The organism is Paraburkholderia sp. MM5496-R1 (assembly GCF_050436205.1).
Lineage (GTDB): Bacteria > Pseudomonadota > Gammaproteobacteria > Burkholderiales > Burkholderiaceae > Paraburkholderia > Paraburkholderia tuberum.
In genome coordinates this window covers 853919-877355 of sequence record NZ_JBNDLT010000001.1, presented here as the reverse complement: position 1 = coordinate 877355, position 23437 = coordinate 853919, and the positions used below count along the sequence as shown (strand labels likewise).

The window sequence follows — 23437 nt, the reverse complement described above, 5'->3', positions numbered from 1 at the left end:
TCACGGCTCACGGCGATTCGTATGAGGAGGCAGACATGGCACATTCCGCATCCGCCGCGCCGGCGAAGGAAGGCCACGGCGAAGCGTCGCCGGCTCTGCCAGCGCTCGCGCTGGCCGCGCTCGGCGTGGTCTATGGCGACATCGGCACGAGCCCGCTCTATACGCTCGCCACCGTGTTCGATCCCAGCAACGGTCTCACGCTCAATGCTTTCAATATCGTCGGCATCGTCTCGCTGATCTTCTGGTCGCTGATGATCGTCGTTTCGCTCAAGTACGTCGTCTTGATCCTGCGGGCGAATAATCATGGCGAAGGCGGCATCATGGCGCTGCTCGCGCTCGCGGCGTCGTCGATCGCGTCGCGGCCGCGTTTGCGTCGCGGCCTCCTCGTGGTGGGCGTGATGGGCGCGGCGCTGTTCTTCGGCGATAGCGTGATCACGCCGGCCATTTCCGTGCTGAGCGCCGTGGAAGGGCTCGAAGTCGTCGAGCCCGGGCTCAAGACCTATGTGATTCCAGTGACGCTCGCCGCGCTCATCATCCTGTTCGTCACGCAAAAGCACGGCACGGGCGGCATCGGCGCCGTGTTCGGGCCCGTGATGGTGCTCTGGTTCGTCGTGATCGGCGTGGCGGGCGTCGCGAACATCATGTCCGCGCCGGTCGTGCTGTATGCGCTCAATCCGCTGGAAGGGCTCGGCTTCGTCATGCATCACCGCTGGCTCGCGTTCGTCGCGCTCGGCGCGGTGGTGCTCTCGCTGACGGGCGCCGAGGCGCTCTACGCCGACATGGGCCATTTCGGCAAGCGACCCATCCGCCTTACCTGGTTCGGCGTCGTTTTTCCCGCGCTCGCGCTCAACTATCTGGGCCAGGGCGCGCTGCTGCTGGCGAATCCCGGCGCGGTGCAAAACCCGTTCTACCGCTTGTTCCCGCAGTGGGCCATCGTGCCGATGATCGTGCTGGCGACGATCGCCACCGTGATCGCCTCGCAGGCCGTTATTTCGGGTACCTATTCGATGACGATGCAGGCCATGCAGCTTTCCTTCCTGCCGCGCATGAACGTCGTGCATACGTCGGAGCGCGAGATCGGGCAAATCTACGTGCCCGGCATCAACTGGATCCTGTTGATCGCCGTGGTTGCGGCGGTGTTGGGCTTCCGCTCGTCCACGGCGCTCGGGTCCGCGTATGGCATCGCCGTGACCGGCACGATGCTCATCACCACGTTCCTGACGTTCTTCGTCGTGCGTTACGCGTGGCGCTACAACTGGCTGCTGTGCCTGCTGTCCACCGCGTTCTTCTTCGTGATCGACGCGTTGTTCTTCTCGGCGAATCTGCTCAAGATTGTCGATGGCGGCTGGTTCCCGCTCGTGATCGGCGCGATCGTGTTCACGGTCATGGCGACGTGGGGACGCGGCTGGGAAATGATGCTGGCCGAAGCGCGCGTGCGGGCGGGAAAGACGCCGCTCAAGCCGTACCTCGCTGCGCTGCTCGAAAGTTCGCCGACGCGCGTGGGCGGCACGGCGATCTTCCTGACGCCGGACGCCGAAGCGGTGCCGCACGCGCTCGTCAACAACCTGCGGCACAACCGTGTGCTGCATGAGCGCACGGTTTTCCTGAGCGTGATAACGAAGAACGTGCCGTGGGTGGCCGAAACGGAGCGCGTGCAGATCAGGCCGCTGTGCACGGGTTGCTGGCACGCAACGGTGAAGTACGGATTCAAGGACGAAGTGGACTTGCCGCGCACGCTGGCCGCCTACAAATCGCCGGAACTGGCCTTCAACCTGGACGACACATCGTGGTTCCTGAGCCGCGCGGCCGTGGTGCCCAAACGCGGCCATGGCATGGCGCTATGGCGCGAGCGGCTTTTCGCGGTGATGCTGCACAACGTGGGCAATATCGCGGCGTTCTTCAAACTACCGGCCAATCGCGTGATCGAAGTCGGCGCGCGCGTGGAGATCTAGAGCGCGCCGTTCAGCAAGCATGGAGCAGCGGCCGGCCTGCTTCGATACTCCTCGGCCCCGTAACCGCCGCGCCTGCGTAGTCAGCACGCGAGGCGGAGGCGAATCGCCCTTGTCCCATGCTACCGTCGAGCGCCGCTTCGCAACGGCCCTCGGATACCTCGGGTTCGAAACTTGCTGCCCACGACCAACCCGCCGCTCGAATCGGCGCGCGCGTTTTGCTTCGCGGCAGGCTGGCATGGTCGGATGCCCGCGCCGCATCCAACCAGGAGACGTGTCATGGGCGACGAGACTCACCAGAATCACGGACACGACCGCCGCCGCTTTCTTGCGGGCGTGGCCGCGGTGGCCGGCAGCGTTGCGCTATCGGGTTGCGGAGGCGGCGGTGGATTGGGCGGAGACGGCCAACCGGGCGGCGGGAGCGCCGGCGAACCTGCGTCCTCGATTACCGACATTCCATCGCCCAACGCCGCCGACCGCTACAGCCTGCCGCGCCCGGCGTTGCCCGCGCCGGCCAGTTCGGGCATCGACTTCATCGTGCTGGTCACGATGGAAAATCGTTCCTTCGACCATTTCCTCGGCTGGGTGCCGGGGGCCGAGGGCATGCCCGCGAACCAGCAGTTCAAAGACGCGTTCGGCGCGACGCAAACGCCGTTTTCCCTCGCGGCGAATGCCGCGTACGGCTATCAGGCGTGCGCCTACCAGGACCCTAATCACAGCTTCTCGGGGGCGCGCACGCAACTGGCATCGGGTGCGATGAATGGCTGGCTGCTCACACCGGGCACGAGCCTGAACTCGGGCGACCTGCTGCCTATCGGTTACTACACGTCAGCCGATCTTCAATTTTTCAACGCCGTGGCGAGCAGTTATACGATCGGCGACTTCTACTTCAGCGGCATTCTGACCAGCACCTTTCCCAATCGCGTCTATCTGCATAGCGGCGCAACGGATCGGCTCGACGACAGCACCGACACTTCGTCGCTCGCCACGATCTGGGACAAGCTGAGCGACGGCAATATCGACTGTCACTACTACTACCATGACGTGCCGTTCACGGCGCTTTATGGCACGCGTTATCTGGGCATTTCGCGCCCGTTTGCGGATTTCCTCGTGAATGCCGCAGCCGGGACGCTGCCGCCGTTCTGCATGGTCGATCCGTCCTTCGCGGGCGAGCTGGAAGGCGTTTCCGCCGACGATCATCCGCATGCCGACATCCGCGACGGCGAGGCGTTTCTCGCGCAGGTCTACGAGGCGCTGCGCACGAGCCCGACGTGGAGCCGCACGCTGATGATCGTCGTCTACGACGAATGGGGCGGCTTTCTCGAGCACGTGGTGCCGCCCACCAGGCCGATCAGCAACAGCGAGCTCACACTCGGCAACGACGGCAAGCTCGGCTTTCGCGTGCCGCTCGCGCTGCTTGGCCCGCGCGTGCGCGCGAACTCGATCACGCGCTATCCGTTCGACCCCAGCTCGATTCACGCGCTGCTGCAATGGCGCTTCGGCTTACAGCCGCTTGGCGTGCGCGGCAGCGATCCGGCGACGTTCAATCTCGCCTACGCGCTCGATCTCGACGACGCGCCGCGCACCGACGCTCCCGCGTTCACGGTCGCCCAAGGGCCGTTCGGCGGGATCTGTCTGGGGGCGGCGGCACCTTCGCCGTCAAGCTCCATAGCGGCGATCGATCAGTCGCAAAAGCTGGCGATCAACCCGACGGCGGACCGCTTCGCGGATCTGCGCGCGAAGGCGGCGTCACTAGGATTCCGGACCGGAGGCTAAGCTGGGTTTCCGCTTAAAATGAGCGGGCCGCAAGCCGGCGCCGGACCGGGCCGCGCTGGATTCTGAATGGCAGCGCGCACGGCGCGATGCACGGCCTGATGAAGGCTCATGCCTTGAGCGCAGTTTGGTGAGAAACGCTTGCGCGCGACATCGTTTTGCGAAGCGGGCCCCGCACTTGGCGGCGAGACCGTCTCGAAGCCCCGCGGCAGCGTGCAGCATGTCATCGGCGCGCGCGGCGGGCCGCCTACGTCGACGTCACCGCGTCGTCCTCAACGGGTCCGCCGATGCCATTTCGTTACGATCTTCCCGTTTGGTATTCCCGCGAGCGGCCATACCGCCGCGTTGTAGCCAACCTGGCCGCCGCGCTGGCGCTCGCCGCAAGCACCAGCGTCATTGCGCAATCCGCGCCGACGGTCGCCCAGACCCAGCCGGCCGCGCCGGCCGTTACGCTGCCCGCATCGGCCGCCGCCGGGAATACCGCCAGCAGCGCCGCGGACCGGCACGTCGAAAACACGGATCACGCGCAGCCGTCGCCGGTCGTGCCGACGCCGCCGTCCGAGCTGTACGGCGAGCTGTATCGCGACGTCGAACTCGCGCATCTTTACCCGGACAGCAAGACGTTTGCCGATATGTCGCCAGGCGAGCCGCCGGCCCAGGTCATCGCCGACTACGACAGCCAGCGTGCTCAGCCGCGCTTCGACCTGAAACAATTTGTCGAACAGCGCTTCACGCTGCCCCCGCGCGCGCCGAAGCGCTACGCGTCCGATCCTGACGAGAGCGTCACCGCGCACATCGATACGCTGTGGAACGTGCTGCGTCGCGAACCGGATGCGAGCGCGAGCCCGTACTCGTCGCTGTTGCCGCTGCCGTCGCCGTACATCGTGCCGGGCGACCGCTTCGACGAGATCTACTACTGGGATTCGTACTTCATCCTGCTGGGGCTCGACGCGAGCGGCCAGCACGCGCTCGTCGACGACGAGCTGAACAATTTCTCGACGTTGATCGACCGCTATGGCCACATCCCCAACGGCAATCGCACGTATTACCTGAGCCGTTCGCAGCCGCCGTTCTTCGCGCAGATGGTGCAGCTCGTCGCGCGCAAGGAGGGCGATCAGGTCTACGCCCGCTATCTGCCCGAGCTGCGCCGTGAATACGCGTACTGGATGGCCGGCAGCGACCATCTCGCGCCGGGCAACGCGGCGCACCATCTCGTGCGCCTCGCCGACGGCACGCTGCTCAATCGCTACTGGGACGAGCGCGCGGCGCCGCGCGACGAGTCGTACCGCGAGGATGTGATGACGGCGCAGCGGATACCGCAACGCGATGCGCGGGATTTGTGGCGCAACCTGCGCGCGGGCGGCGAAACCGGCTGGGACTTTAGCTCGCGCTGGTTTGCCGACGGCAGGACGCTCGCGAGCATCGACGTGACCTCGCTGGTGCCGGTGGACCTGAACTGCCTGATGGTGGACCTCGAACGCACGCTCGCGAAAGCCTACCGTGTGACCGGCGATGCAGGCCACGCCGAGAACCTCGAACTACGCGCCCGGGTGCGCGCCGATGCGATCCGCCGGGTGCTGTGGGATCCGCAACTGCACGCTTTCGGCGACTACGACTTCGTGCACCGCACGCTCACGCACCGGCTTACTGCCGCGACGGTGTACCCGCTTTACGCCGGCGTCGCGACACGCAACGACGCGCGCGAAGTGGCGCAGACGATCCGGCGCGATCTGCTGCGTCCGGGCGGTCTCGCGACGACGCGGACCAACACCGGCCAGCAGTGGGACGAACCGAACGGCTGGGCGCCGCTGCAGTACCTCGCGGTGATCGGGCTGCGCCGCTATAGCGAGCCGGAGCTCGCGCGCGATATCGCGACACGCTGGATCCGCACCGACGTCGCGTACTACCAGCGCACCGGCAAGCTGGTCGAGAAGTACGACGTCGACGCGAGCGGCAAGTCGGCGGGGGGCGGCGAGTATCCGCTGCAGGACGGCTTTGGCTGGACCAATGGCGTGCTGCGCGTGCTGATGCAGCTCTATCCGGATGCGGTGAGTTCGACGAAGCCGGCCGATCTGCCGGGCGGTGCGGTGGGGGTGTCGGATGCGGCGGCATCGGCGGCGGCCGCGCCGCAGACGTCGCACAGCACGTCGCCTGCGGGCCACTAGTTGCAAAGAGGCGCGCAGCCAGGCCCGCGCGTTCCGAAGAGGTAGTAGCGATACCAGGATGATAGGTTGACTGCCTGGCGGCGGCGCAGCCCGTTACGATGCTTTGGATAGCTCGAACAGACCCTCGTCACCCTGGAAAGCCTCGAAGATGAATCGTAAGCTCGACGTACCATCGGCCGAACCGGTGCCGCCGCAGGCGCAGGTCACGGCGACAGCCAAGGCCGCCCCGCCGGCCGGCGATGAAGCCGCCGCGCATTGGCAGCGTAATCTGTGCGTGTGCGTGTTCGGCTCGTTCACGACCATCGTCGCGATGACGCTGCTGCTGCCGTTCCTGCCGCTCTATGTCGAGCAGCTCGGCGTAAAGGATCATGCGGCGATCGTGCAGTGGTCCGGCGCCGCGTTCGGCGCGACCTTCTTCAGCGCCGCGCTCGTCGCGCCCCTGTGGGGCAAGCTCGCGGACCTCTACGGCCGCAAGCTGATGCTGATCCGCTCGAGCCTCGGCATGGCGGTCGCGATGTCGCTGATCGGCATGGCGCACTCGGCGTGGCAGCTGGTCGCGTTGCGGCTGCTCGCCGGGTTGCTCGGCGGCTATGCGTCGGGCTCGATGATCCTCGTCGCGACGCAGACGCCGAAGGCGCGTTCGGGCTGGGCGCTCGGCGTGCTGTCGTCGGGGATCATGGCGGGCAATCTGGTCGGCCCGCTGATCGGCGGCTTCCTGCCGCCGTTGATCGGCATCCGCGCGACCTTTTGGGCCTCGGGCGCGGCGATCTTCGTCGCCTTTCTCGCGACGGCGTTTCTGATTCGCGAAATGCCGGTTCGCAAGCGCGCGGACAGCGCGCCGAAGCAGGGCGCGTGGGCCTCGGTGGACGACAAGCGGCCGGCCATCGCGATGCTTGCCACGGGTCTGCTGCTGATGGTCGCGAATATGTCGATCGAGCCGATCATCACCGTCTACGTCGCCCAGCTCACGAAGCCTCAAAGCGTGACGATGATCGCGGGCTTCGTGATGTCGGGCGCGGCGCTCGGCAGCGTGATCTCGTCGTCGCGTCTCGGCAAGTTCGCCGATCGCGCCGGGCACTGGAATGTGATCGTCGGCTGCCTTGCCGTATCGGCGGTGTTGCTCGTTCCGCAGGCGTTCGTCACCGCGAGCTGGCAGCTGATCGTGCTGCGTTTCCTGATGGGGATGGCACTGGGCGGCCTGCTGCCGTGCATCGCGAGCGTGATCCGCCATAGCGTGCCGGCGAGCGTGACGGGCGCGATCCTTGGCTACTCGGTGTCGTCGCAATACGCGGGGCAGGTGGCTGGCCCGCTGCTGGGCGGTTTCGTCGGCGGACACGTCGGTATGCGCGCGGTGTTTCTCGGCACCAGCGTGCTGATGGCGCTCGGCGCGCTCGCGAACTGGCGCGTGAAGTCGGGCAGGGCACGGGCAGCGGTGGCGCGCTGATCCAAGCCACCTCGACGGTCAACGCGTTTGCCATTCCGGCGCAAACACCTTTCCCCTGGGCGACCAGCGCCCGCGTAAACCCCAGCGCGCGTCTAGCCAGAACCCGCTTTGCTCCTTTTTTTATTCATGCTACTGTGAATCGCAGTTCCTCAGGCTATGCAAATTTACATTGCGACCAGCCGAGGCGAAGCGGGGGTGGCCTGAGGTCACCACTCCGCCGGACACACCCCAACGTGTAATCCCGACCAAGGAGAAAGCGCGGTGACGCAGGTTCCGATCGACGGTAGCAGCATCGTTTCCGCGCGCGCTTTGTCCCACCCACGTCTGTCCCCGGCGAAATGGTTCGTCAGGGCGGGCGTCGCGCTCATCTATCTGTTCATGCTGAGCCCGCTGATCTTCGTGATCTGGCTGAGCTTCTTCAAGGACGCGATCATCACGTTCCCGCCGTCCGGCTACACGCTGTCGTGGTACGTCAACGCATGGCGTAACGACGCGTTCGCGAACGGTTTCGTGCTGTCGCTGAAGCTCGCGGCCGGCGCCGCGATCGGCGGCGTGGTGCTCGGTGTCGCCGCCTCGCTCGCCCTTGCGCGCTACCGGTTTGCTGGGCGTCGTCTCGTCAGCAACACGCTGCTGCTGCCACTAGTCGTGCCTGGTATCGTCGCCGGCATTGCGACCTATCTGTTCTATCTGCGCGCCGAGAATGCGCTCGACACCGACATCGTCGGCACATTCGGCGGCCTGCTGCTCGCGCATATCTGCCTGACGATCCCATGGACGATCCGGCTCGTCACCGCGAGCCTGGGCCAGCTCGACACCACCGTCGAGGAGGCGGCGCGCAATCTCGGCGCCGGTGCGTGGCGCACGCTGTGGCGCGTCACGCTGCCGATGCTGCGGCCGGCGATCGTCGCCTCCACGCTGTTCGGCTTCATCGTCTCGTTCGAGAACCTCGAGATGACCTTGCCGCTCGTCGGCCCCGGCAAGACGACGTTGCCGATCGCAATCATGCAGTACCTCGAATTCAATCTCGACCCAACCATTGCGGCGGTATCGGCCGCGCAGATCGTGCTGCTTGGCATCGTAATGCTGATTACCGATCGTTTCGTGAAGCTCGGCAAGGTGATCTGATCATGGCTCAGGTATCCCTGCGCAATCTGCGCAAGCAGTACGGTGCGACGACCGCGGTCGCCGACGTGTCGGTCGATATCGCCGAGGGCGAGCTGGTCGCGTTCCTCGGCCCGAGCGGCTGCGGCAAGACGACGACGCTGCGCATGGTCGCGGGCTTCGTCGAGCCGAGCGACGGCGAAATCTGGATCGGCAACACCGAGGTCACGCGGCTCGCACCCGACAAGCGCAATACCGGCATGGTGTTTCAGCGCTACGCGTTGTTTCCGCACATGACCGTTGCGCAGAACGTCGCGTTCGGTCTGGAAATGCGGCGTGTACCGAAGGCGGAGCGCGACACGCGCATTCGCGAGGCGCTCGACATGGTGCGGCTGAGCTCGCTCGCCGAACGCTATCCCCGGCAGTTGTCCGGCGGCCAGCAGCAGCGCGTCGCGATTGCGCGCGCGCTCGCGATCCGGCCCGACGTATTTCTGCTCGACGAGCCGTTGTCGAATCTCGACGCGAAGCTGCGCGTCGAGGTTCGAGAAGAAATTCGCGCGCTCCAGCAGCGTCTCGGTCTCACGACGATCTTCGTCACGCACGATCAGGAGGAAGCACTTGCGATGGCGGACCGCGTGGCCGTCATGCACGACGGACGCGTGCAGCAGATCGGCAGCGCGGACGCGTTGTACGAGCGGCCCGCCAATCCGTTCGTCGCGAGCTTCCTGGGCCGCATGAATTTCCTCGCGGGCCACGTCGACAACGGCCAGTTCATCACCGCGAACGGCGAAAAGTTCACAGTCAACGCGGCCGCGCGCAATGCCAACACGCTCGGCATCCGACCCGAGCGCCTGCGTCTCGCCGCGGCGCCGGAGCACAGCGAAGTGTCGATCCCGGTCAGGCTGGCCGACCGGATCTATCTCGGCGCGACCGTCGAATTGCGCCTCACGAGCGAGCGCGGCCAGAGCCTCGTCGCGCTCGTGCCGAACACCGCGCATGCCGGTGCCGGCGCATGGTCGCCGGGCGACACGCTGCACGCGTGCTTCAGAACCGAAGATTGCCTGCTTTTTTCCGCCTGAAGGACCATAAAATGAGCTACCCCATCACGCGCCGCACGTTTCTGAAAGCTGCTTCCGGTCTGCTCGTCGCTCCGTCGCTCGGTTTCGATCCGCGTACGGCGTTGGCGGCCGACGCTTGCCCCAACGTCGTCGTCGGCACGTGGGGCGGCGATTATCTGAACCTGCTCGAACAGAACATCGGCAAGCCGATCATCGAGGCCGCTGGCGGTCGCGTCACGTACGACTCGGCGGATCAGATCGGCCGCATGACGAAGCTGCGCGCGGAGAAGATGTCCCGTCACGGTTCGCTCGACGTCGCCTGTCTCGCCGACATCGACATGTTCGACGTCAACCGTTCCGGGGTGCTCGAACCGCTCGACACGAAACTGGTGCCGAACTCGGCGCGCACGATCGAAGCGCTGCGCCGCCCGTATTCGATTCCGCACATCTTCAGTGCGATGGTGATCGTCTACAACCCGGAGAAGTTTCAGGCGAAGCCCGATTCGCTCGCGGTCGCGCTCGATCCGAAACTGAAGGGACGGGTGGGTTTTTCCGACATTCTGTACAACTTCAACGTGCTGCAGTCTTCGCTCGCGGCGGGCCAGCACAATGGCGACACGGCGGCCGGCATCCGGTTTCTGCGCGAGGTGCGCAAGCAGCAGCCGAAGGTCTATCCGTCGAACGAAACGGTCGCGGCGGCGCTGAAAAGCGGCGAAATCTGGATGACCTGCATGTGGAAAGCGCGCGCGCTGCAGTGGAAAAAAGGCGGCGTGCCGGTCGACTACGCGTTCCCGAAAGAGGGCGGCGTGCCGGTCACGTTCGAGGCCGCCGTGCCGAAGAACGCGCCGACGCGTGCGTGCGGCTTCAACTATCTGAACGCGATGCTCGATCCGCGCGCGCAGGTCGGCTTCGCCGAGACGATGGGCTATGCGCCGACCGTCACCGATGCGGCCTTGCCGCCGACGCTGCAACAGAGCGTCGGCTTCACGAATGCCGAGCTCGATCGCCTCGTCAAAGTCGACTACGCGCGTTTCACTGCGGAAAAACCGGCGCTGCTCGACTTCTGGAACAAGGAATTCAAGCCGGGACTTTGAACCATGACGACGAGCGCACTGAACGCCGCGCCGCGGCGCCGCGACTTCGCCGGGGGCCTGCTCGCTTCGCCCGCCGTACTGGTCGTGCTATTCGTGATCGTGCTGCCGGGCGTGCAACTGGTGCGCTACAGCTTCAATCATTTCGACTCGGTCCAGATGATGCAGGCGGCGTTCACGCTCGAGAACTACGTCCAGTTTCTGACCGATCCGTACTACCACGCGGTGCTGTGGACCACGATCAAGGTGGCCGCGCTGTGCACGGCGCTGTCGCTCGTACTCGGTTTTCCGGTCGCCTATGTGCTTGCTAAAACGCAGAGCCGCTTCAAGAGCCAACTGGTGATGCTGCTGGTGTTTCCGCTGCTGGTCGGCAACGTCGTGCGCGCGGCGGGTTGGATGGTCATGCTCGGCAACGCGGGTTTCGTCAATGCGATGCTGATGGCGCTCGGCCTCGTCGATCAACCGGTGCGGCTGCTCTATACGCCGTTCGCGGTGGTGGCCGGCACCACTGCCGTGGTTCTGCCATACATGATCCTGACCTTGCAGAGCGTGCTCGAAGGGCTCGATTTCTCGATCGAGGAAGCCGCGCGCAATCTCGGCGCGAGCTTCGCTCAGACGCTCGCGCGCGTCGTGCTGCCGATCGCGGCGCCCGGCGTCGCGGCCGGCACGATGCTCGTGTTCATTCTGTGCATGAACGCGTACGCGACACCGGTGCTGCTCGGCGGCACCGGCATCACGATGATGACGCCGGCAATCTACGACCAGATCGCCAAGGCGAACAACTGGCCGTTCGGGGCCGTGCTGTCGATCGTATCGATGGTCGTCACGTTTGCGCTGGCGCTGTTGTCGCACTGGATCATCCAGCGGCGCTACGCGAAGACGATGATGACCTGAACTGGCAGGGCGCGCCGCGGGCTGGTGTGTGGGATGCGCCTCTCCTTAATTCTTCTTCCTGAAGGAACGACAGATGCCAATCCTCACCGAAAAGACTCGCGCTTACCGTCACGACCTGATGCAAAAACTGATGGAATGTCAGCGAGTCGATGCGCTCATCTTTACGTCCGCCGACTTCTTCCAGTGGGCGAGCAATTTCCACGTCGACGTGCAGACCTGGGAGCGGCCGATCGCCGTGTGCGTGCCGCTGTCGGGCGAGCCGTTCGCGATCGTGAACGAGCTGTCGACGCATCACGTGATGATGGCGCGCGAGCGCGGACATCTGTGGCTCGACGATATCTCGTTCTACTCCGAGCATCCGCGCGTGGTCGAGCGGCAGCCGCTACTCGCGGAAGTCCCGGAGCTGATCGCCGCGCGTTTGCGTGCCGCCGGGCTTGGCGCATCGCGAATCGGCGTCGAAGCCGCCGGCGGCCCCCTCGGCCGCGCGGCGTCACTGCTGCCGGACGCGAAGTTCCTGCCGATGCTCGCCGAGCTGCGCTCGTTGCGCTGGGTCAAGCACCGGGAGGAGATTGCCATCATGCGGGCCGCCGCAAGCCTCGCCGATTGGGTGCAGGACCGCTATCGCGAGAACATTCGCCCCGGACGGCTCGTTCAGGAACTCGACTATCAGATGGCCACCCTGATGGTGACCGAAGGCGCGCGCCGCTTTCCTGGGGAGAACCTCGAAGTGATGCGTTGCTGGACCTTGTCGGGACCGGCATCGGCGTCGCCGCACGGCGACGGTGCGTCGTGCGGCGCGCAGATCAAGGCGGGCGACGGTCTCGTCAATATCGTGATTCCGCGTTTGAACGGTCTCGTGATCGAGAACGAGCGCACCTGGTTCTGCGGCAAACCGGGCGCCGAGCAGGCGCGTTTTCATGAGGTCGCGCGCGCGGCCAACGAGGCGGCCGTCGCGGCGGCCGTCACGGGTCAGCCGGTTTCGGGTATCGACGCGGCCGCGCAAGCGGTGATCGAGCAGGCCGGCTGCGCGAAGTACATCCGTCATCGCACGGGGCATGGCATGGGCATCATCGGTCACGAATATCCGGACGACATGGCGTTCAATCACCGCGCGCTGCTGGACAACGAGGTGTACTCGGCGGAGCCCGGCATCTATGTGTACGGCCTCGGCGGTTTCCGGCTCGACGATTCGGTCGTGACCGGCCCGACGCCGGAGCTGCTCACGAAGACCCCGCGCACGCTCGCGCACGCGACCATCGATTGAGTCGCGCAGCGCGCGACACCCTTCAACGTTGGAGATGACCCGGATCTTGTACCGGGAGGAGACCTGATGGAGTCGATTCTGTTCTCGCACTGCGCGCTGCTCGATCCGGCTGCCGGCGAATTGCGTGAGGACCACGCGGTGCTGGTGGAAAACGGACGCATCAAGGAGGTCTCGGACCGGCCGATCCGCAGCGCGTCCGCACGGGAAATCGACCTGCGCGGCAAGACGCTGATGCCTGGCCTGATCGATTTGCACGTGCACGTGCATGCGACGCAGCTCAATCTCGCGGCACAGGTGAACTTGCCGAACGTGCTGGTCACGCTGAAGTCGTTGCCGTTGTTGCAAGGCATGCTTCGGCGTGGCTTCACGACAGTGCGCGATGCGGGCGGCGCGGGCTTCGCGCTCAAACAGGCGTTGGAACAGGGTCTCGCCGAAGGTCCGCGCCTGTTCGTGTCGGGCCGCGCGATCAGCCAGACCGGCGGACACGGCGACATGCGCGGCCGCAGCGACTACATCGGCACCGATAGCCCGTGCGCGTGTTGTGCGCGGGTCGGCGCGATATCGCGTGTCGCCGACGGCGTCGATGCTGTGCGTCGCGCGGTGCGTGAAGAGCTGCAGATGGGTGCCGACCAGATCAAGATCATGGCCTCGGGCGGCGTCGCCTCGCCCACCGATCCGGTCGGCGCATGGGGTTATTCGGAAGACGAGATCAGGGCGATCGTCCACGAGGCGCGGGCGCGCGGCACCTACGTGCTCGCGCATGCATACACGGCCGAGGCGATCGCGCGCGCGGTACGCTGCGGCGTTCGGACGATCGAGCACGGCAATCTGGTCGACGAAGCGGCTGCGCGGGTGATGGCCGAGCACGGCGCGTTCGCGGTGCCGACGCTCGTCACCTACGACGCGCTCGCGAACGAAGGCGAAGCGCTCGGCCTGCCCGCCGACAGCGTCGCGAAGATCGGGAGCGTGCGCCAGGCGGGCCTGCGTTCGCTCGAAATCTTCCGCGCGGCGGGCGTGCCGATGGGCTTCGGTAGCGATCTGCTCGGCGAATCGCAGCGTCTGCAAAGCGATGAATTCCGCTTGCGCAGCGAAGTGCTGACGCCGCTCGAAATCCTGCGCAGCGCAACGGTGGTCGGCGCGCAGGTGCTCGGCCAGGTCGGGCAGCTCGGGCAGATCACAGCAGGCGCGCACGCCGATATGCTCGTCGTCGACGGCAATCCGCTTGCGTCGCTCGACTGTCTGCTGGGGCAGGGCGAGCGCATTCCGGTCGTGATGAAGGGCGGTAGAATCCATGCCTTTGATTTGCCGGCGTGACATGCGCAGCGCTCGCTTGCGAGCGAGGTTGACAGCGGGGAGCGCCGGCGGCCCATGCAATCCGGAGAGAACGGATGGACTTTCGGCACATCGACGCATTCAGGGCGCTGATGCTCACGCGCACGACGACCCGCGCCGCGCAGGTCATCGGCACTTCGCAGTCGGGTATCAGCCGCCTGATTACCGATCTGGAGCGCTCGACCAGTCTCACGCTGTTCGATCGCAGCCGCGGCCGGCTCGAACCGACCGTCGAAGCCCTGGCGCTGTTCGAGGAAGTCGAGCGGCGCTATGCCGGCCTGGACAACATCCGCGAGTTCGCGCTGAGCTTGCGCAATCCGTCGACCGCGGTGATTCGCGTGGGCTCGGTCGTATCGTTCGGGCTCGGCTACTTCGCGCGCGTCGTGGCGAACTTTCATCGGCGGCATCCGGCCGTGCAGATTGCGTTGACGACCGGGGCATCGTCGCTGATTCGCGATCAGGTGGTGTCGCGTCAACTCGCGCTCGGTCTCGTCACGAATACCGTCGACGTGACCGGCACCGATTCGACCGCCTTCGCGCAGCTCGACGCGATCTGCGCGTTGCCGGCCGGTCATCCGCTGGGCAAGCGCAAGGTCATCAAGGTGGCGGATCTGCGGAATCAGCCGATCGTGTCGTACGATCTGCCGGACCTCGTGCGTTGGGGCATGGATCAGGTGTTCGCGACCGGTCAGCTGCAATCGCAGGTGGTGGCGACCGCGCCGTATTCGGTCAACATCGCGACGATGGTCAAGGAAGGCCTCGGCATCGGTTTGCTGCATCCGGTGTCGGCGTACGACTTTCTCGATTCGAATCTGATCTTGCGCCGCTTCGAGCACGCAATGCCTTTCTACACGCTGAAGATCACGCCGCATGGCGCCGCGCCGGCTCCGCATCTCGACGAATTGTCGAAGGTGATGGAGGAGACGCTCGAAGAAGTGCTGGTGGCCGTGAATACGCGCTTGACGGCAGCGAGCTGACCGATTGCCGCCATGTTCCAGATGTACTCCGAACGCACGACCGCGAAACTCGATGACGCGCTGCTGCCGAACCACCAACGTGATTCCGCAATTTCGTCGCAGCTACGCGGTCCCGCACATCTTCAGCGCGCTCGCGCTCGTCTACGATACCGACAGGGTGCGCACGCGCCCGGACGGTCTCGCCGCGCTGCTGGACCCTCAATTCAAGGGCAAAATCGGCCTAGTCGATGATCAGTATGACTATCTGACGCTCGCGGGCGCGCTTGCCTCGGGTGGGCAAGCGAACGATCTTGCGCTCGGGCAGAAGTATTTGCGCGCACTGCGCGAGGCATCGCCGCGAGTGTATCCGTCGGTCGATGCACTGGCGTCGGCGCTCAAGAGCGGCGAGATCGTCGTGACCGTCACGTGGAAGGCGCGCACGCTGCAGTGGAAAAAGGCGGGCCTCGCGGTCGATTACGTGTTCCCGAAGGAGGGCGCATTACCGGCCACGTTCGAGGCCGCCGTCACCGCGGGCAGTAAATCGTCCGCCTGCGCGTTTCCCTATCTGAATGCGATGCTCGATCCGCGTTCCCAGCGCGCGTTCGCCGAATCGATGGGCTACGCGCCGACGATCACGAACGCGAACCTGCCGCCGTCGTTGCAACAGGCGGTGGGCTTCTCGGGCAAGGAGCTGGAGCGGATCGTGCCGGTCGACTTCGCGATGCTGATGAAACACAAAACGGAAATGCTCGACTTCTGGAACAAGGATTTCCGCGCTGGACTTTGACCCTGAGGCTCCGCACATTTCTGCCTGCAAGATCCAAACACATGATTATTCTGACCAACAACGAAGGTAAATCCGGCATCGGCTTGACCGCGGAACTGCTGCGCAATGGCGGTGCCGGGCTTGACGCGGTCGAGGCAGGCATCCGGCTCGTCGAAGATGACGAAGAGGTGCGCACGGTCGGGCGTGGCGGCTGGCCGAATCTGCTCGGCGAAGTCGAGCTCGATGCTTCGGTGATGGATGGCTCGACGCTGCGCACTGGCGCGGTGGGCGGTCTGAAGGGCTTCAGGCATCCGGTCAGCGTCGCGCGCGCGGTGATGGAACGGCTGCCGCACGAGTTGCTGATCGGCGAGGGCGCCGCGCGCTATGCGGCCGAAACGGGTGCGGAGCGCTGCGAGCTGCTCGCCGATCATTCGCGCAAAGCGTACGCGCGCTGGTTCGATGGCGAAGTCAGCGCGGCCGACAGGGCCGCGTGGCCGAACGTGCCGCTCGAACGCTATTGCCACGACGCGGTCGATCCGGAGATCGGCAAGGACACGACGGTTTTTCTTGCGCTCGACAGCGCCCGCAATGTCGTGAGCGGCACGAGTACATCGGGATGGGGCTGGAAATATCCGGGCCGTCTCGGCGACAGCCCCGTGATCGGCGCGGGCTCCTATGCCGATAGCCGTTACGGCGCCTGCGCATGCACGGGCGCGGGCGAGATGACGATCCGCGCCGGCACGGCGCGCGCGGTGGTGCTCTACATGAAAATGGGCATGAGCGTCGAGCGCGCGGTCAGCGAAGCGGTCGACGATATGCGCGCGCTCAAGGGCGGCTTGATCAGCCGCGTGACGATCCATGCGATCGATGCCGCGGGCAATCACCGCGTGGTGGCGGTCAATGGCTTGCCGGGCAATCACTACTGGGTGTGGACGCCAGACATGGCGCAGCCGGAGCGCCGTGCTTGCGAGCTGATCCAGATCTCGGCGGGCGCGCCGCAGAGCAAGCGGATTGCGATGCAGGTTTATACCGACGTGTGAGGGTGACGCGCACTGGTGAATCAGCGGTATTCCCGCAGCGGCACCTAAGACGTCTTCTGCCCCCCCGCAATCACCCGCTCCAACGATAGCTTCAAGTGACGCTGCATCGCCGCTTGCGCCTGAATCGCATCATGCGCCTCCAGCGCTTCGAGAATCACGAGATGTTCGTCGGGCACGGCGCCCCACGTCGTCTCGTTCTCGAAGTGGCCGCGCAGCTTTTCCGACAGCGGACTATGCCGCGCATCGAATAGCGAGCTGACGGTGCGCACGAGCACCTCATTGCCGGACATTTGCGCGATCGCGAGATGGAACGCGCGATCGGCCGCGACCGGAATTCTGCCGGCTTTTACTTCGCGCTCCATCTCGTTGTAGATGGCGCGCAGCATCTTCAGATCTTTCGGTTTGCAGAACGGTGCGACGCTCGCGATGATCGAGCCTTCGATCAGGCAGCGCGCGCCGAGGATGTCGAGCAGGCTATCGCCGAGTTCGGCCTGCGACAGCGACGCATCATTCTGCGCGGACGGCGTCGCGCACAGGTAGACGCCCGAACCCATACGAATCTCGACGAGCCCTTCCAGTTCCAGCGCGACCAGTGCCTCACGCACCGACGGCCGCGACACGCCGAGCGTCTCCGCCAGCGCGCGCTCGGGCGGCAGGCGGCCGTTCGGCGCGAAGTCCGGCTGAGCGATCAGCTCGCGCAATTTTTCCGCGATCTGAAGATAGAGGCGGCGAGTGTCGGCAGGTCTGGTGGTCACGAAACGATTCCCGGCGATGTAGCTTGTGCAAGCCCCATAAGGCGAGCGCCGATTGTAGATCGAAGCGCCCGGCGCGCAAATCGTGCGTGTTCGGCGACAGCGTTCGGGGTTTCCCCCAACTCCGTGCGAATTGGCTTGACCAGTATCGCACTCGCCATTATTTTTGCAAATTGGTAAGGCCAGATTGACGCCGAGGAGACGCCAGCCGTGCAGCCCTGCTGGTCGCTCCGCATCCCGACACCCGATCAATTTCTCCATGACGATGAAGACTGTCATTTGCGAACAACCCGGCCAACTCGCGCTCGCCGAACGCGCGAGGCCGGCGGTTCCTCGATCATCGCCTCGCCGACATCGCGCGCAATCACGAGCAAAAGAAAGAGCGGCGTTTCAAGCCGGTGATCGAACTCGCGCGCGAGCTTGGCGTGCGTGTCGAGCAACCGCGTCTAAGCGCGGCGCTTGCCGCGTGCACGCACGACGGCTAACGACGCGGGCCGCAAATCCGCAGTAGATCCGTAGCACACCCCGGCAGCACACCCCGGCAGCACACCGGCGGCCACGAGGCCGCATGGTTCATCCAAATAGAGTAGATGCCAGCCCAGGAGGAGACGGTTTCATGAAGAAGAAGATGCGTTGGGTAGTGATTTTTCTGTGCTTTCTCGCGATCGCGGTGAACTACGTCGATCGTGCGAATCTCGCGGTCGCCGCGCCGCAAATCGAAAAGGCGCTCGGCATCGGCCCCGCCGAGATGGGCTTCATCCTGAGCGGATTCTTCTGGACCTACGCGTTGATGCAGATGCCGTTCGGCTGGTTCGTCGATCGTGTCGGCGCGCGCATCGCGTTGCCGCTCGCGGTCGGGTGGTGGTCGGTGTTTACCGCGGCCACCGCGGTCACGACCAGCGTCGCGGGCATGTTCGGCTGCCGCCTGTTGCTCGGCGTCGGCGAGGCGGGCGCATATCCGTCCTGCGCGAAGCTCGTCAGCCAATGGTTCGAGCCCAAGGAGCGCGCGATCGCGACCAGCATCTTCGATAGCGGCTCGCGGGTCGGCTCCGCGCTGTCGATTCCCGTGGTCGCGCTGATCATCGGCACGCTCGGCTGGAAGGCTGCTTTTGTCCTCACCGGCTTGCTCGGCGCGGTGTGGATCGTCGGCTGGTTCGTGATCTATCGGAATCCCGTGCAGGACGCGATGGAGAGCGCGCGCAACGCTGCGCCGGCGGCTCGAGCGAGAGGCGGCCAGGACAACGTGACGTGGGCATCGCTGTTTCGCCATCGCACGCTGTGGGGCATGATGCTCGGCTTCTTCTGCCTGAACTTCGTGATCTACTTCTTCATTACGTGGTTTCCGAGCTATCTCGTGCAGACGCGCGGCTTCTCGCTGAAATCGCTCGGCACGCTCGGCATGATTCCGGCGCTGATTGCGATTCCGGGCGGCTGGCTCGGCGGCTATGTGTCCGACGCGCTGTTCCGGCGCGGCTGGAGCCTGACGGCTGCGCGCAAGACCTGCATGGTCGGTGGCATGCTGGTGTCGTCAGTGATCACGCTGTCGGCGTTCACGGAGAACACCTATCTGATGCTCGCGTTCTTCGGTATCGCCTATGGCAGCCTCGCGTTCGCCGCGGCGAGCATCTGGTCGCTGCCCTGCGACGTCGCGCCGACACCGCGCCATGTCGCGTCGATCGGCGGCATCCAGAACTTTGCGTCGAATCTGGCGGGGATCGTGATTACGACGTTCACCGGCGTGATGGTCGCGATGACGAAGGGCTCGTTCACGATCCCGCTCGTCGTCGCGGGCGGCTTCTGCTTTCTCGGCGCGTTCAGCTATCTTTTCATCGTGGGACGCATCGAGCCGCTGTCGCTGGAATCGGAAAGCCGCGATCTGCCGAAGGGCGCGCGCTCCACGATCTGACGTATTCTGTGTCAACGCATACGGATAACCCTGTTTTCGAGGCTTCTCATGTCGACTCAAGCTAGCGTCGCGTCCGCGATCATCCGCCTGCACCCCGGCGACGACGTCATCATCGCGACCCGGCAGTTGCTGCCGGGCACGCGCATCGAGGCGGAACAACTGGTCGTCGCCGGACTGATTCCACCGGGGCACAAGATCGCGACGCGCAACATCGCGCAAGGCGAGCCGGTCAAGCGCTACAACCAGATCATCGGCGTCGCGCGTGAGGCGATCGCGCGCGGCCAGCATGTCCACACGCACAATCTCGGCATGTCGGAGTTCGCGCGCGAGCACGCGTTCGGCGTCGATGCGCAGCCGACCGTCTACGTCGAGGAACCCGCGCATTTCATGGGCATTCGCCGCGACGACGGCCGCATCGCGACGCGCAATTACATCGGCATTCTGACCAGTGTGAACTGCTCGGCGACGGTCGCGCGCGCGATTGCCGATCATTTCCGGCGCGACGTGCGTCCCGACGCGCTCGCCGACTATCCGAACGTCGACGGCGTGATCGCCTTGACGCACGGGCTCGGCTGCGGCATCGACATGCAAGGCGAGGGCATTGCGATCCTGCGTCGCACGCTGGCCGGTTACGCGGTGCATCCGAACTTCGCGTCGGCGCTGTTCGTCGGCCTAGGCTGCGAGACGAATCAGATCGACGGCGTGCTCGCCGCGGGCGGTCTCGACGCCAGCACGACGAAGCTGCGCAGCTTCACGATCCAGGACAGCGGCGGTACGCGCAAGACGATCGAACTCGGTATCTCGATGGTGCGCGAGATGCTCGCCGACGCGAACCGCGTGCAGCGCGTGCCGGTGCCGGCTTCGCATCTATGCGTCGGTCTGCAATGCGGCGGTTCGGACGGCTACTCTGGCATCTCCGCGAATCCGGCGCTCGGCGCCGCGGTCGATCGGCTCGTGCGGCACGGCGGCACCGCGATCCTGTCGGAGACGCCGGAAATCTACGGCGCCGAGCATCTGCTGACGCGGCGTGCGGTGAGCGCCGCGGTCGGCGACAAGCTGCTCGCGCGCATCGCATGGTGGCAGGACTATTGCGCGCGCAATGGCGGCGCGATGGACAACAACCCATCGGCGGGCAACAAGGCGGGCGGCCTGACGACGATCCTCGAGAAATCGCTCGGCGCGGTCGCGAAGGGCGGCACGACGAATCTGGTCGACGTCTACGAATACGCGCAGCCGATCGCCGCGAAGGGCTTCGTATTCATGGATTCGCCCGGCTACGATCCGGTGTCGGCGACGGGACAGGTCGCCTCGGGCGCGAACCTGATCTGCTTCACGACCGGGCGCGGCTCCGCCTATGGCTGCGCGCCGTCGCCGTCATTGAAGCTGGCGACCAACACCGCGTTGTGGGAGCGCCAGCAGGACGACATCGATATCAATTGCGGCGGTGTGGTCGACGGCAGCGCGAGCATCGACGAACTCGGCGAAGCGATCTTTCGCATGATGCTCGACTGCGCGTCCGGCACGCGCACGAAGAGCGAGCTGCACGGCTATGGGCAAAGCGAGTTCGTGCCGTGGCAGGTCGGCGTGGTGACCTGAGCGGGTGCATTGCAGCGACACGACCGAATAGCCGAACGGATCACGCATTGGAGGATGCAATTGGAACGCCGCCTTCATTCAGGCCGCGAGGTGAAGCGCGCGCAGCGGCTCTGCCCGTCTGACGAACTGGAGATATCCGATGCAGCAGGAACCGATCTCCGCGACCCGCGGTAACGAAGCCGTCGCCGCGCTGCGCGCTGCGCGCGGCGCTCGGCGCTGACATCGTGAGCCTGCCGGCCGAATTTGGCGGGCGGCGGTTCGCGGACTGGAGCGGCACGCCATCGACCGATCCGATCGCGCTGATCCGCCCGCGCACGACCGAAGAGGTCGCCACCGCGCTCAGGATCTGCCATCAATTCCGGCAGCCGGTCGTCACGCAAGGCGGCATGACCGGGCACGCGGGCGGTGCCTGCGTGCTTGGGGAGGAGGTCGCGCTGAGCGTCGAGCGGATGAACGGCGTCATCGACATCGATCCGGTCAGCGCGACGATGACCGTGTTCGCGGGCACACCGCTGCAGGTCGTGCAGGAAGCGGCCGATCACGCCGGCTTCATGTTCGCGCTCGACCTCGGCGCGCGCGGCAGTTGCACGATCGGCGGCAACATCGCGACCAATGCGGGCGGCAATCGCGTGATCCGCTACGGGATGATGCGCGACCAGGTGCTCGACGTCGAAGCGGTGCTCGCCGACGGCAGCGTGATCGGCGGCGAGCGCAAGATGATCAAGAACAATACCGGCTACGACCTGCGCAACCTGCTAACGGGCAGCGAGGGCACGCTCGCGGTCATCACGCGCGCGGTGCTGCGCCTGCGGGCCAAGCCGCGCGCGATCTCGACCGCATGGTGCGGCATGCCGGACTACGCGGCGGTGACCACGCTGCTCGGCCGCGCGCAGGAGCGGCTGCCGGCCGGCGTGTCCGCGTTCGAGGTCATGTGGCCAAGCTATTGCGACTTCGTGCGGCAACGCCTGCCCGAACTGCGCGTGCCGCTCGCGAGCGGTCACGCCTACTACGTATTGCTCGAGACTTGCGGCGCGGACCCGGAACGGCAGTCGGCGGCTTTCGAGGAATTCCTCGCCGACATGTTGAACGCCGGCGTGATCGCCGACGCCGCAATCGCGCAATCGGACGCGGACGCCGCGGCGTTCTGGGCGATTCGCGACGCGCCAGCCGAATATCCGCGCCTGATCCCGGGACGCATCTCGTTCGACATCAGCTTCGCGGTCGCGCAGGCGGGCGACGCGGCACAGCGTTGCGACGAGCGGTTGCGCGCGCGCTGGTCGCAAGCGACGATCCTCGTCTATGGGCATCTCGGCGACGGCAATCTGCACGTAGTGGTGCAAGAACCTGGCTGGACCGACGAGGCCATCGACGACGTCAAGCGCGTCGTCTATGAACTGACGGGGGAAATGGGCGGCTCGGTATCGGCCGAGCATGGGATCGGCGAGGAGAAGCTGAGCGTGCTCGGCCTGTCACGCTCGCCGGCCGAACTCGCCGCGATGAAGGCGATCAAGCTCGCGCTCGATCCGCACAATCTCCTGAACCCTGGCAAGGTGATCGCGATGTAGTGTGCGCGGCGCGAATCTGCGTGCGCAGCCACGGCGCTTTCAGCCGCTCGGGAACGCGCGCAGCATGTTGCGCGAGTCGCTTGCTCAGGCACTCGATCTCGCGGAGCGCGACGTGTTCGAATTCGGCGGGGCGCAGCGATCGCATCGTTGCGAGCGTACTAACGAAAATATCCGGCGGCGCGTCATGGCATCGGCGACGCGGTACGCCGGAGCTGTGCCGATTCAGGCGTCTTCGCCGGTTGCGAATACGCCGTTTTCCGGTGCCGTCCGTTCGACGTCGATGCATTGCACGCGCCAGTGGCCGCTCGCGAGGATGCGGCCGAGCTCGGCGCACCACTGCACACGGCCGACCTCGCCTTCGAACGGCCCGTCGAGCTGATTCAGATCGAGTCCCTCGAGCACGCAGACCGGCGCGGAGCTATGCGGCGCGCACACGAGCGTATTGCCGCAATCCATATGCAACGCGCCCCATTCGGGCAACTCGAGCCCGAAATGACCTTCGCGCGACCATTGCCGCGTGTCCTTGTCGAGCCAGAGAATGGCGAAGGCCATCGGGTTGACACGATCGAACGTGTCGAGATGAACAGTCAAACGCATGACATGTCTCCGCAATGTATACAACTGATTCGCATTGCCGACGCCATCGCGCGTCGGCAGCCGGCCCGCTGCGTGCGCATCGAGTCCTTATTGGCTAAGCGCACGCCGAGCACACGAGCAGACAGTTTCGGATTCGCGCAATCACGGCACGTACTCCGGTATCAGGAATAAGATCAGTGTACGGGCGG

At 65.5% G+C, this 23437-nt stretch carries 18 protein-coding genes and 2 pseudogenes; 18 read left to right on the top strand and 2 right to left on the bottom strand.

The window, feature by feature from the left end; translation table 11 throughout:
* Nucleotides 1–35: 35 nt before the first annotated feature.
* From OKW38_RS04420 to OKW38_RS04360, 13 genes are all read left to right on the top strand, one after another.
* The gene (locus OKW38_RS04420) at nucleotides 36–1952 is read left to right on the top strand and encodes a potassium transporter Kup (protein ID WP_429332648.1); all 1917 of its coding nucleotides are present in this window, start codon (nucleotides 36–38) and stop codon (nucleotides 1950–1952) included.
* Between the two features lie 276 nt (nucleotides 1953–2228).
* Nucleotides 2229–3725: an alkaline phosphatase family protein gene (locus tag OKW38_RS04415; protein ID WP_429360165.1), complete on the top strand. Its 1497-nt coding sequence runs from the start codon at nucleotides 2229–2231 to the stop codon at nucleotides 3723–3725.
* A 284-nt stretch (nucleotides 3726–4009) separates the two neighbouring features.
* Nucleotides 4010–5887 carry an alpha,alpha-trehalase TreA gene (treA, locus tag OKW38_RS04410; protein ID WP_429360163.1) on the top strand — a complete coding sequence of 626 codons (1878 nt, stop codon included), beginning with the start codon at nucleotides 4010–4012 and terminating at the stop codon, nucleotides 5885–5887.
* Nucleotides 5888–6035: 148 nt separating this feature from the next.
* Nucleotides 6036–7331: an MFS transporter gene (locus OKW38_RS04405; RefSeq protein WP_429360161.1), complete on the top strand. Its 1296-nt coding sequence runs from the start codon at nucleotides 6036–6038 to the stop codon at nucleotides 7329–7331.
* Between the two features lie 261 nt (nucleotides 7332–7592).
* Nucleotides 7593–8456, top strand: coding sequence for an ABC transporter permease (locus OKW38_RS04400; RefSeq protein WP_429360160.1), 864 nt, complete (start codon nucleotides 7593–7595; stop codon nucleotides 8454–8456).
* A 2-nt stretch (nucleotides 8457–8458) separates the two neighbouring features.
* On the top strand, nucleotides 8459–9511 hold the full coding sequence (locus OKW38_RS04395) for an ABC transporter ATP-binding protein (protein WP_429360158.1): 1053 nt from the start codon (nucleotides 8459–8461) through the stop codon (nucleotides 9509–9511).
* Between the two features lie 11 nt (nucleotides 9512–9522).
* Entirely contained in the window at nucleotides 9523–10584 is a 1062-nt protein-coding gene (locus OKW38_RS04390; protein ID WP_429360156.1) for an extracellular solute-binding protein, read from the top strand.
* Between the two features lie 3 nt (nucleotides 10585–10587).
* Nucleotides 10588–11475, top strand: coding sequence for an ABC transporter permease (locus tag OKW38_RS04385; RefSeq protein ID WP_184005523.1), 888 nt, complete (start codon nucleotides 10588–10590; stop codon nucleotides 11473–11475).
* A gap of 73 nt (nucleotides 11476–11548) precedes the next feature.
* Nucleotides 11549–12739, top strand: coding sequence for a M24 family metallopeptidase (locus OKW38_RS04380; protein ID WP_429360154.1), 1191 nt, complete (start codon nucleotides 11549–11551; stop codon nucleotides 12737–12739).
* A gap of 66 nt (nucleotides 12740–12805) precedes the next feature.
* Nucleotides 12806–14053: a metal-dependent hydrolase family protein gene (locus OKW38_RS04375; RefSeq protein ID WP_090810841.1), complete on the top strand. Its 1248-nt coding sequence runs from the start codon at nucleotides 12806–12808 to the stop codon at nucleotides 14051–14053.
* A gap of 74 nt (nucleotides 14054–14127) precedes the next feature.
* On the top strand, nucleotides 14128–15048 hold the full coding sequence (locus OKW38_RS04370; protein WP_429360153.1) for a LysR substrate-binding domain-containing protein: 921 nt from the start codon (nucleotides 14128–14130) through the stop codon (nucleotides 15046–15048).
* A 52-nt stretch (nucleotides 15049–15100) separates the two neighbouring features.
* Entirely contained in the window at nucleotides 15101–15814 is a 714-nt protein-coding gene (locus tag OKW38_RS04365) for an ABC transporter substrate-binding protein (protein ID WP_429360152.1), read from the top strand.
* 41 nt (nucleotides 15815–15855) lie between these two features.
* Complete coding sequence (locus OKW38_RS04360) at nucleotides 15856–16833, top strand: N(4)-(beta-N-acetylglucosaminyl)-L-asparaginase (RefSeq protein ID WP_429360150.1); 978 nt, start codon at nucleotides 15856–15858, stop codon at nucleotides 16831–16833.
* A 44-nt stretch (nucleotides 16834–16877) separates the two neighbouring features.
* On the opposite strand, the gene OKW38_RS04355 is transcribed toward OKW38_RS04360, so the two are convergent.
* A complete protein-coding gene (locus OKW38_RS04355) occupies nucleotides 16878–17588 on the bottom strand; it encodes a FadR/GntR family transcriptional regulator (protein ID WP_090810849.1) in 711 nt (236 codons plus the stop codon).
* A 326-nt stretch (nucleotides 17589–17914) separates the two neighbouring features.
* Here OKW38_RS04355 and OKW38_RS04350 point away from each other — a divergent pair.
* The 5 genes and pseudogenes from OKW38_RS04350 to OKW38_RS04330 all read left to right on the top strand — a co-directional run.
* A pseudogene (locus tag OKW38_RS04350) lies at nucleotides 17915–18070 on the top strand (mannitol dehydrogenase family protein); the annotation flags it as partial.
* 131 nt (nucleotides 18071–18201) lie between these two features.
* Nucleotides 18202–19491, top strand: a complete 1290-nt coding sequence (locus tag OKW38_RS04345) for an MFS transporter (RefSeq protein WP_429360148.1) — start codon at nucleotides 18202–18204, stop codon at nucleotides 19489–19491.
* A 48-nt stretch (nucleotides 19492–19539) separates the two neighbouring features.
* The gene (locus tag OKW38_RS04340; protein WP_429360147.1) at nucleotides 19540–21087 is read left to right on the top strand and encodes a UxaA family hydrolase; all 1548 of its coding nucleotides are present in this window, start codon (nucleotides 19540–19542) and stop codon (nucleotides 21085–21087) included.
* A gap of 224 nt (nucleotides 21088–21311) precedes the next feature.
* Nucleotides 21312–22652, top strand: a complete 1341-nt coding sequence (locus OKW38_RS04335; RefSeq protein ID WP_429360145.1) for an FAD-binding oxidoreductase — start codon at nucleotides 21312–21314, stop codon at nucleotides 22650–22652.
* A 55-nt stretch (nucleotides 22653–22707) separates the two neighbouring features.
* A pseudogene (locus tag OKW38_RS04330) lies at nucleotides 22708–22822 on the top strand (RNA polymerase sigma factor); the annotation flags it as partial.
* Nucleotides 22823–22874: 52 nt separating this feature from the next.
* Here the strand turns inward: OKW38_RS04330 and OKW38_RS04325 are convergent.
* Nucleotides 22875–23249 carry a DUF3564 domain-containing protein gene (locus tag OKW38_RS04325; RefSeq protein WP_429360144.1) on the bottom strand — a complete coding sequence of 125 codons (375 nt, stop codon included), beginning with the start codon at nucleotides 23247–23249 and terminating at the stop codon, nucleotides 22875–22877.
* Between the last annotated feature and the right edge of the window lie 188 nt (nucleotides 23250–23437).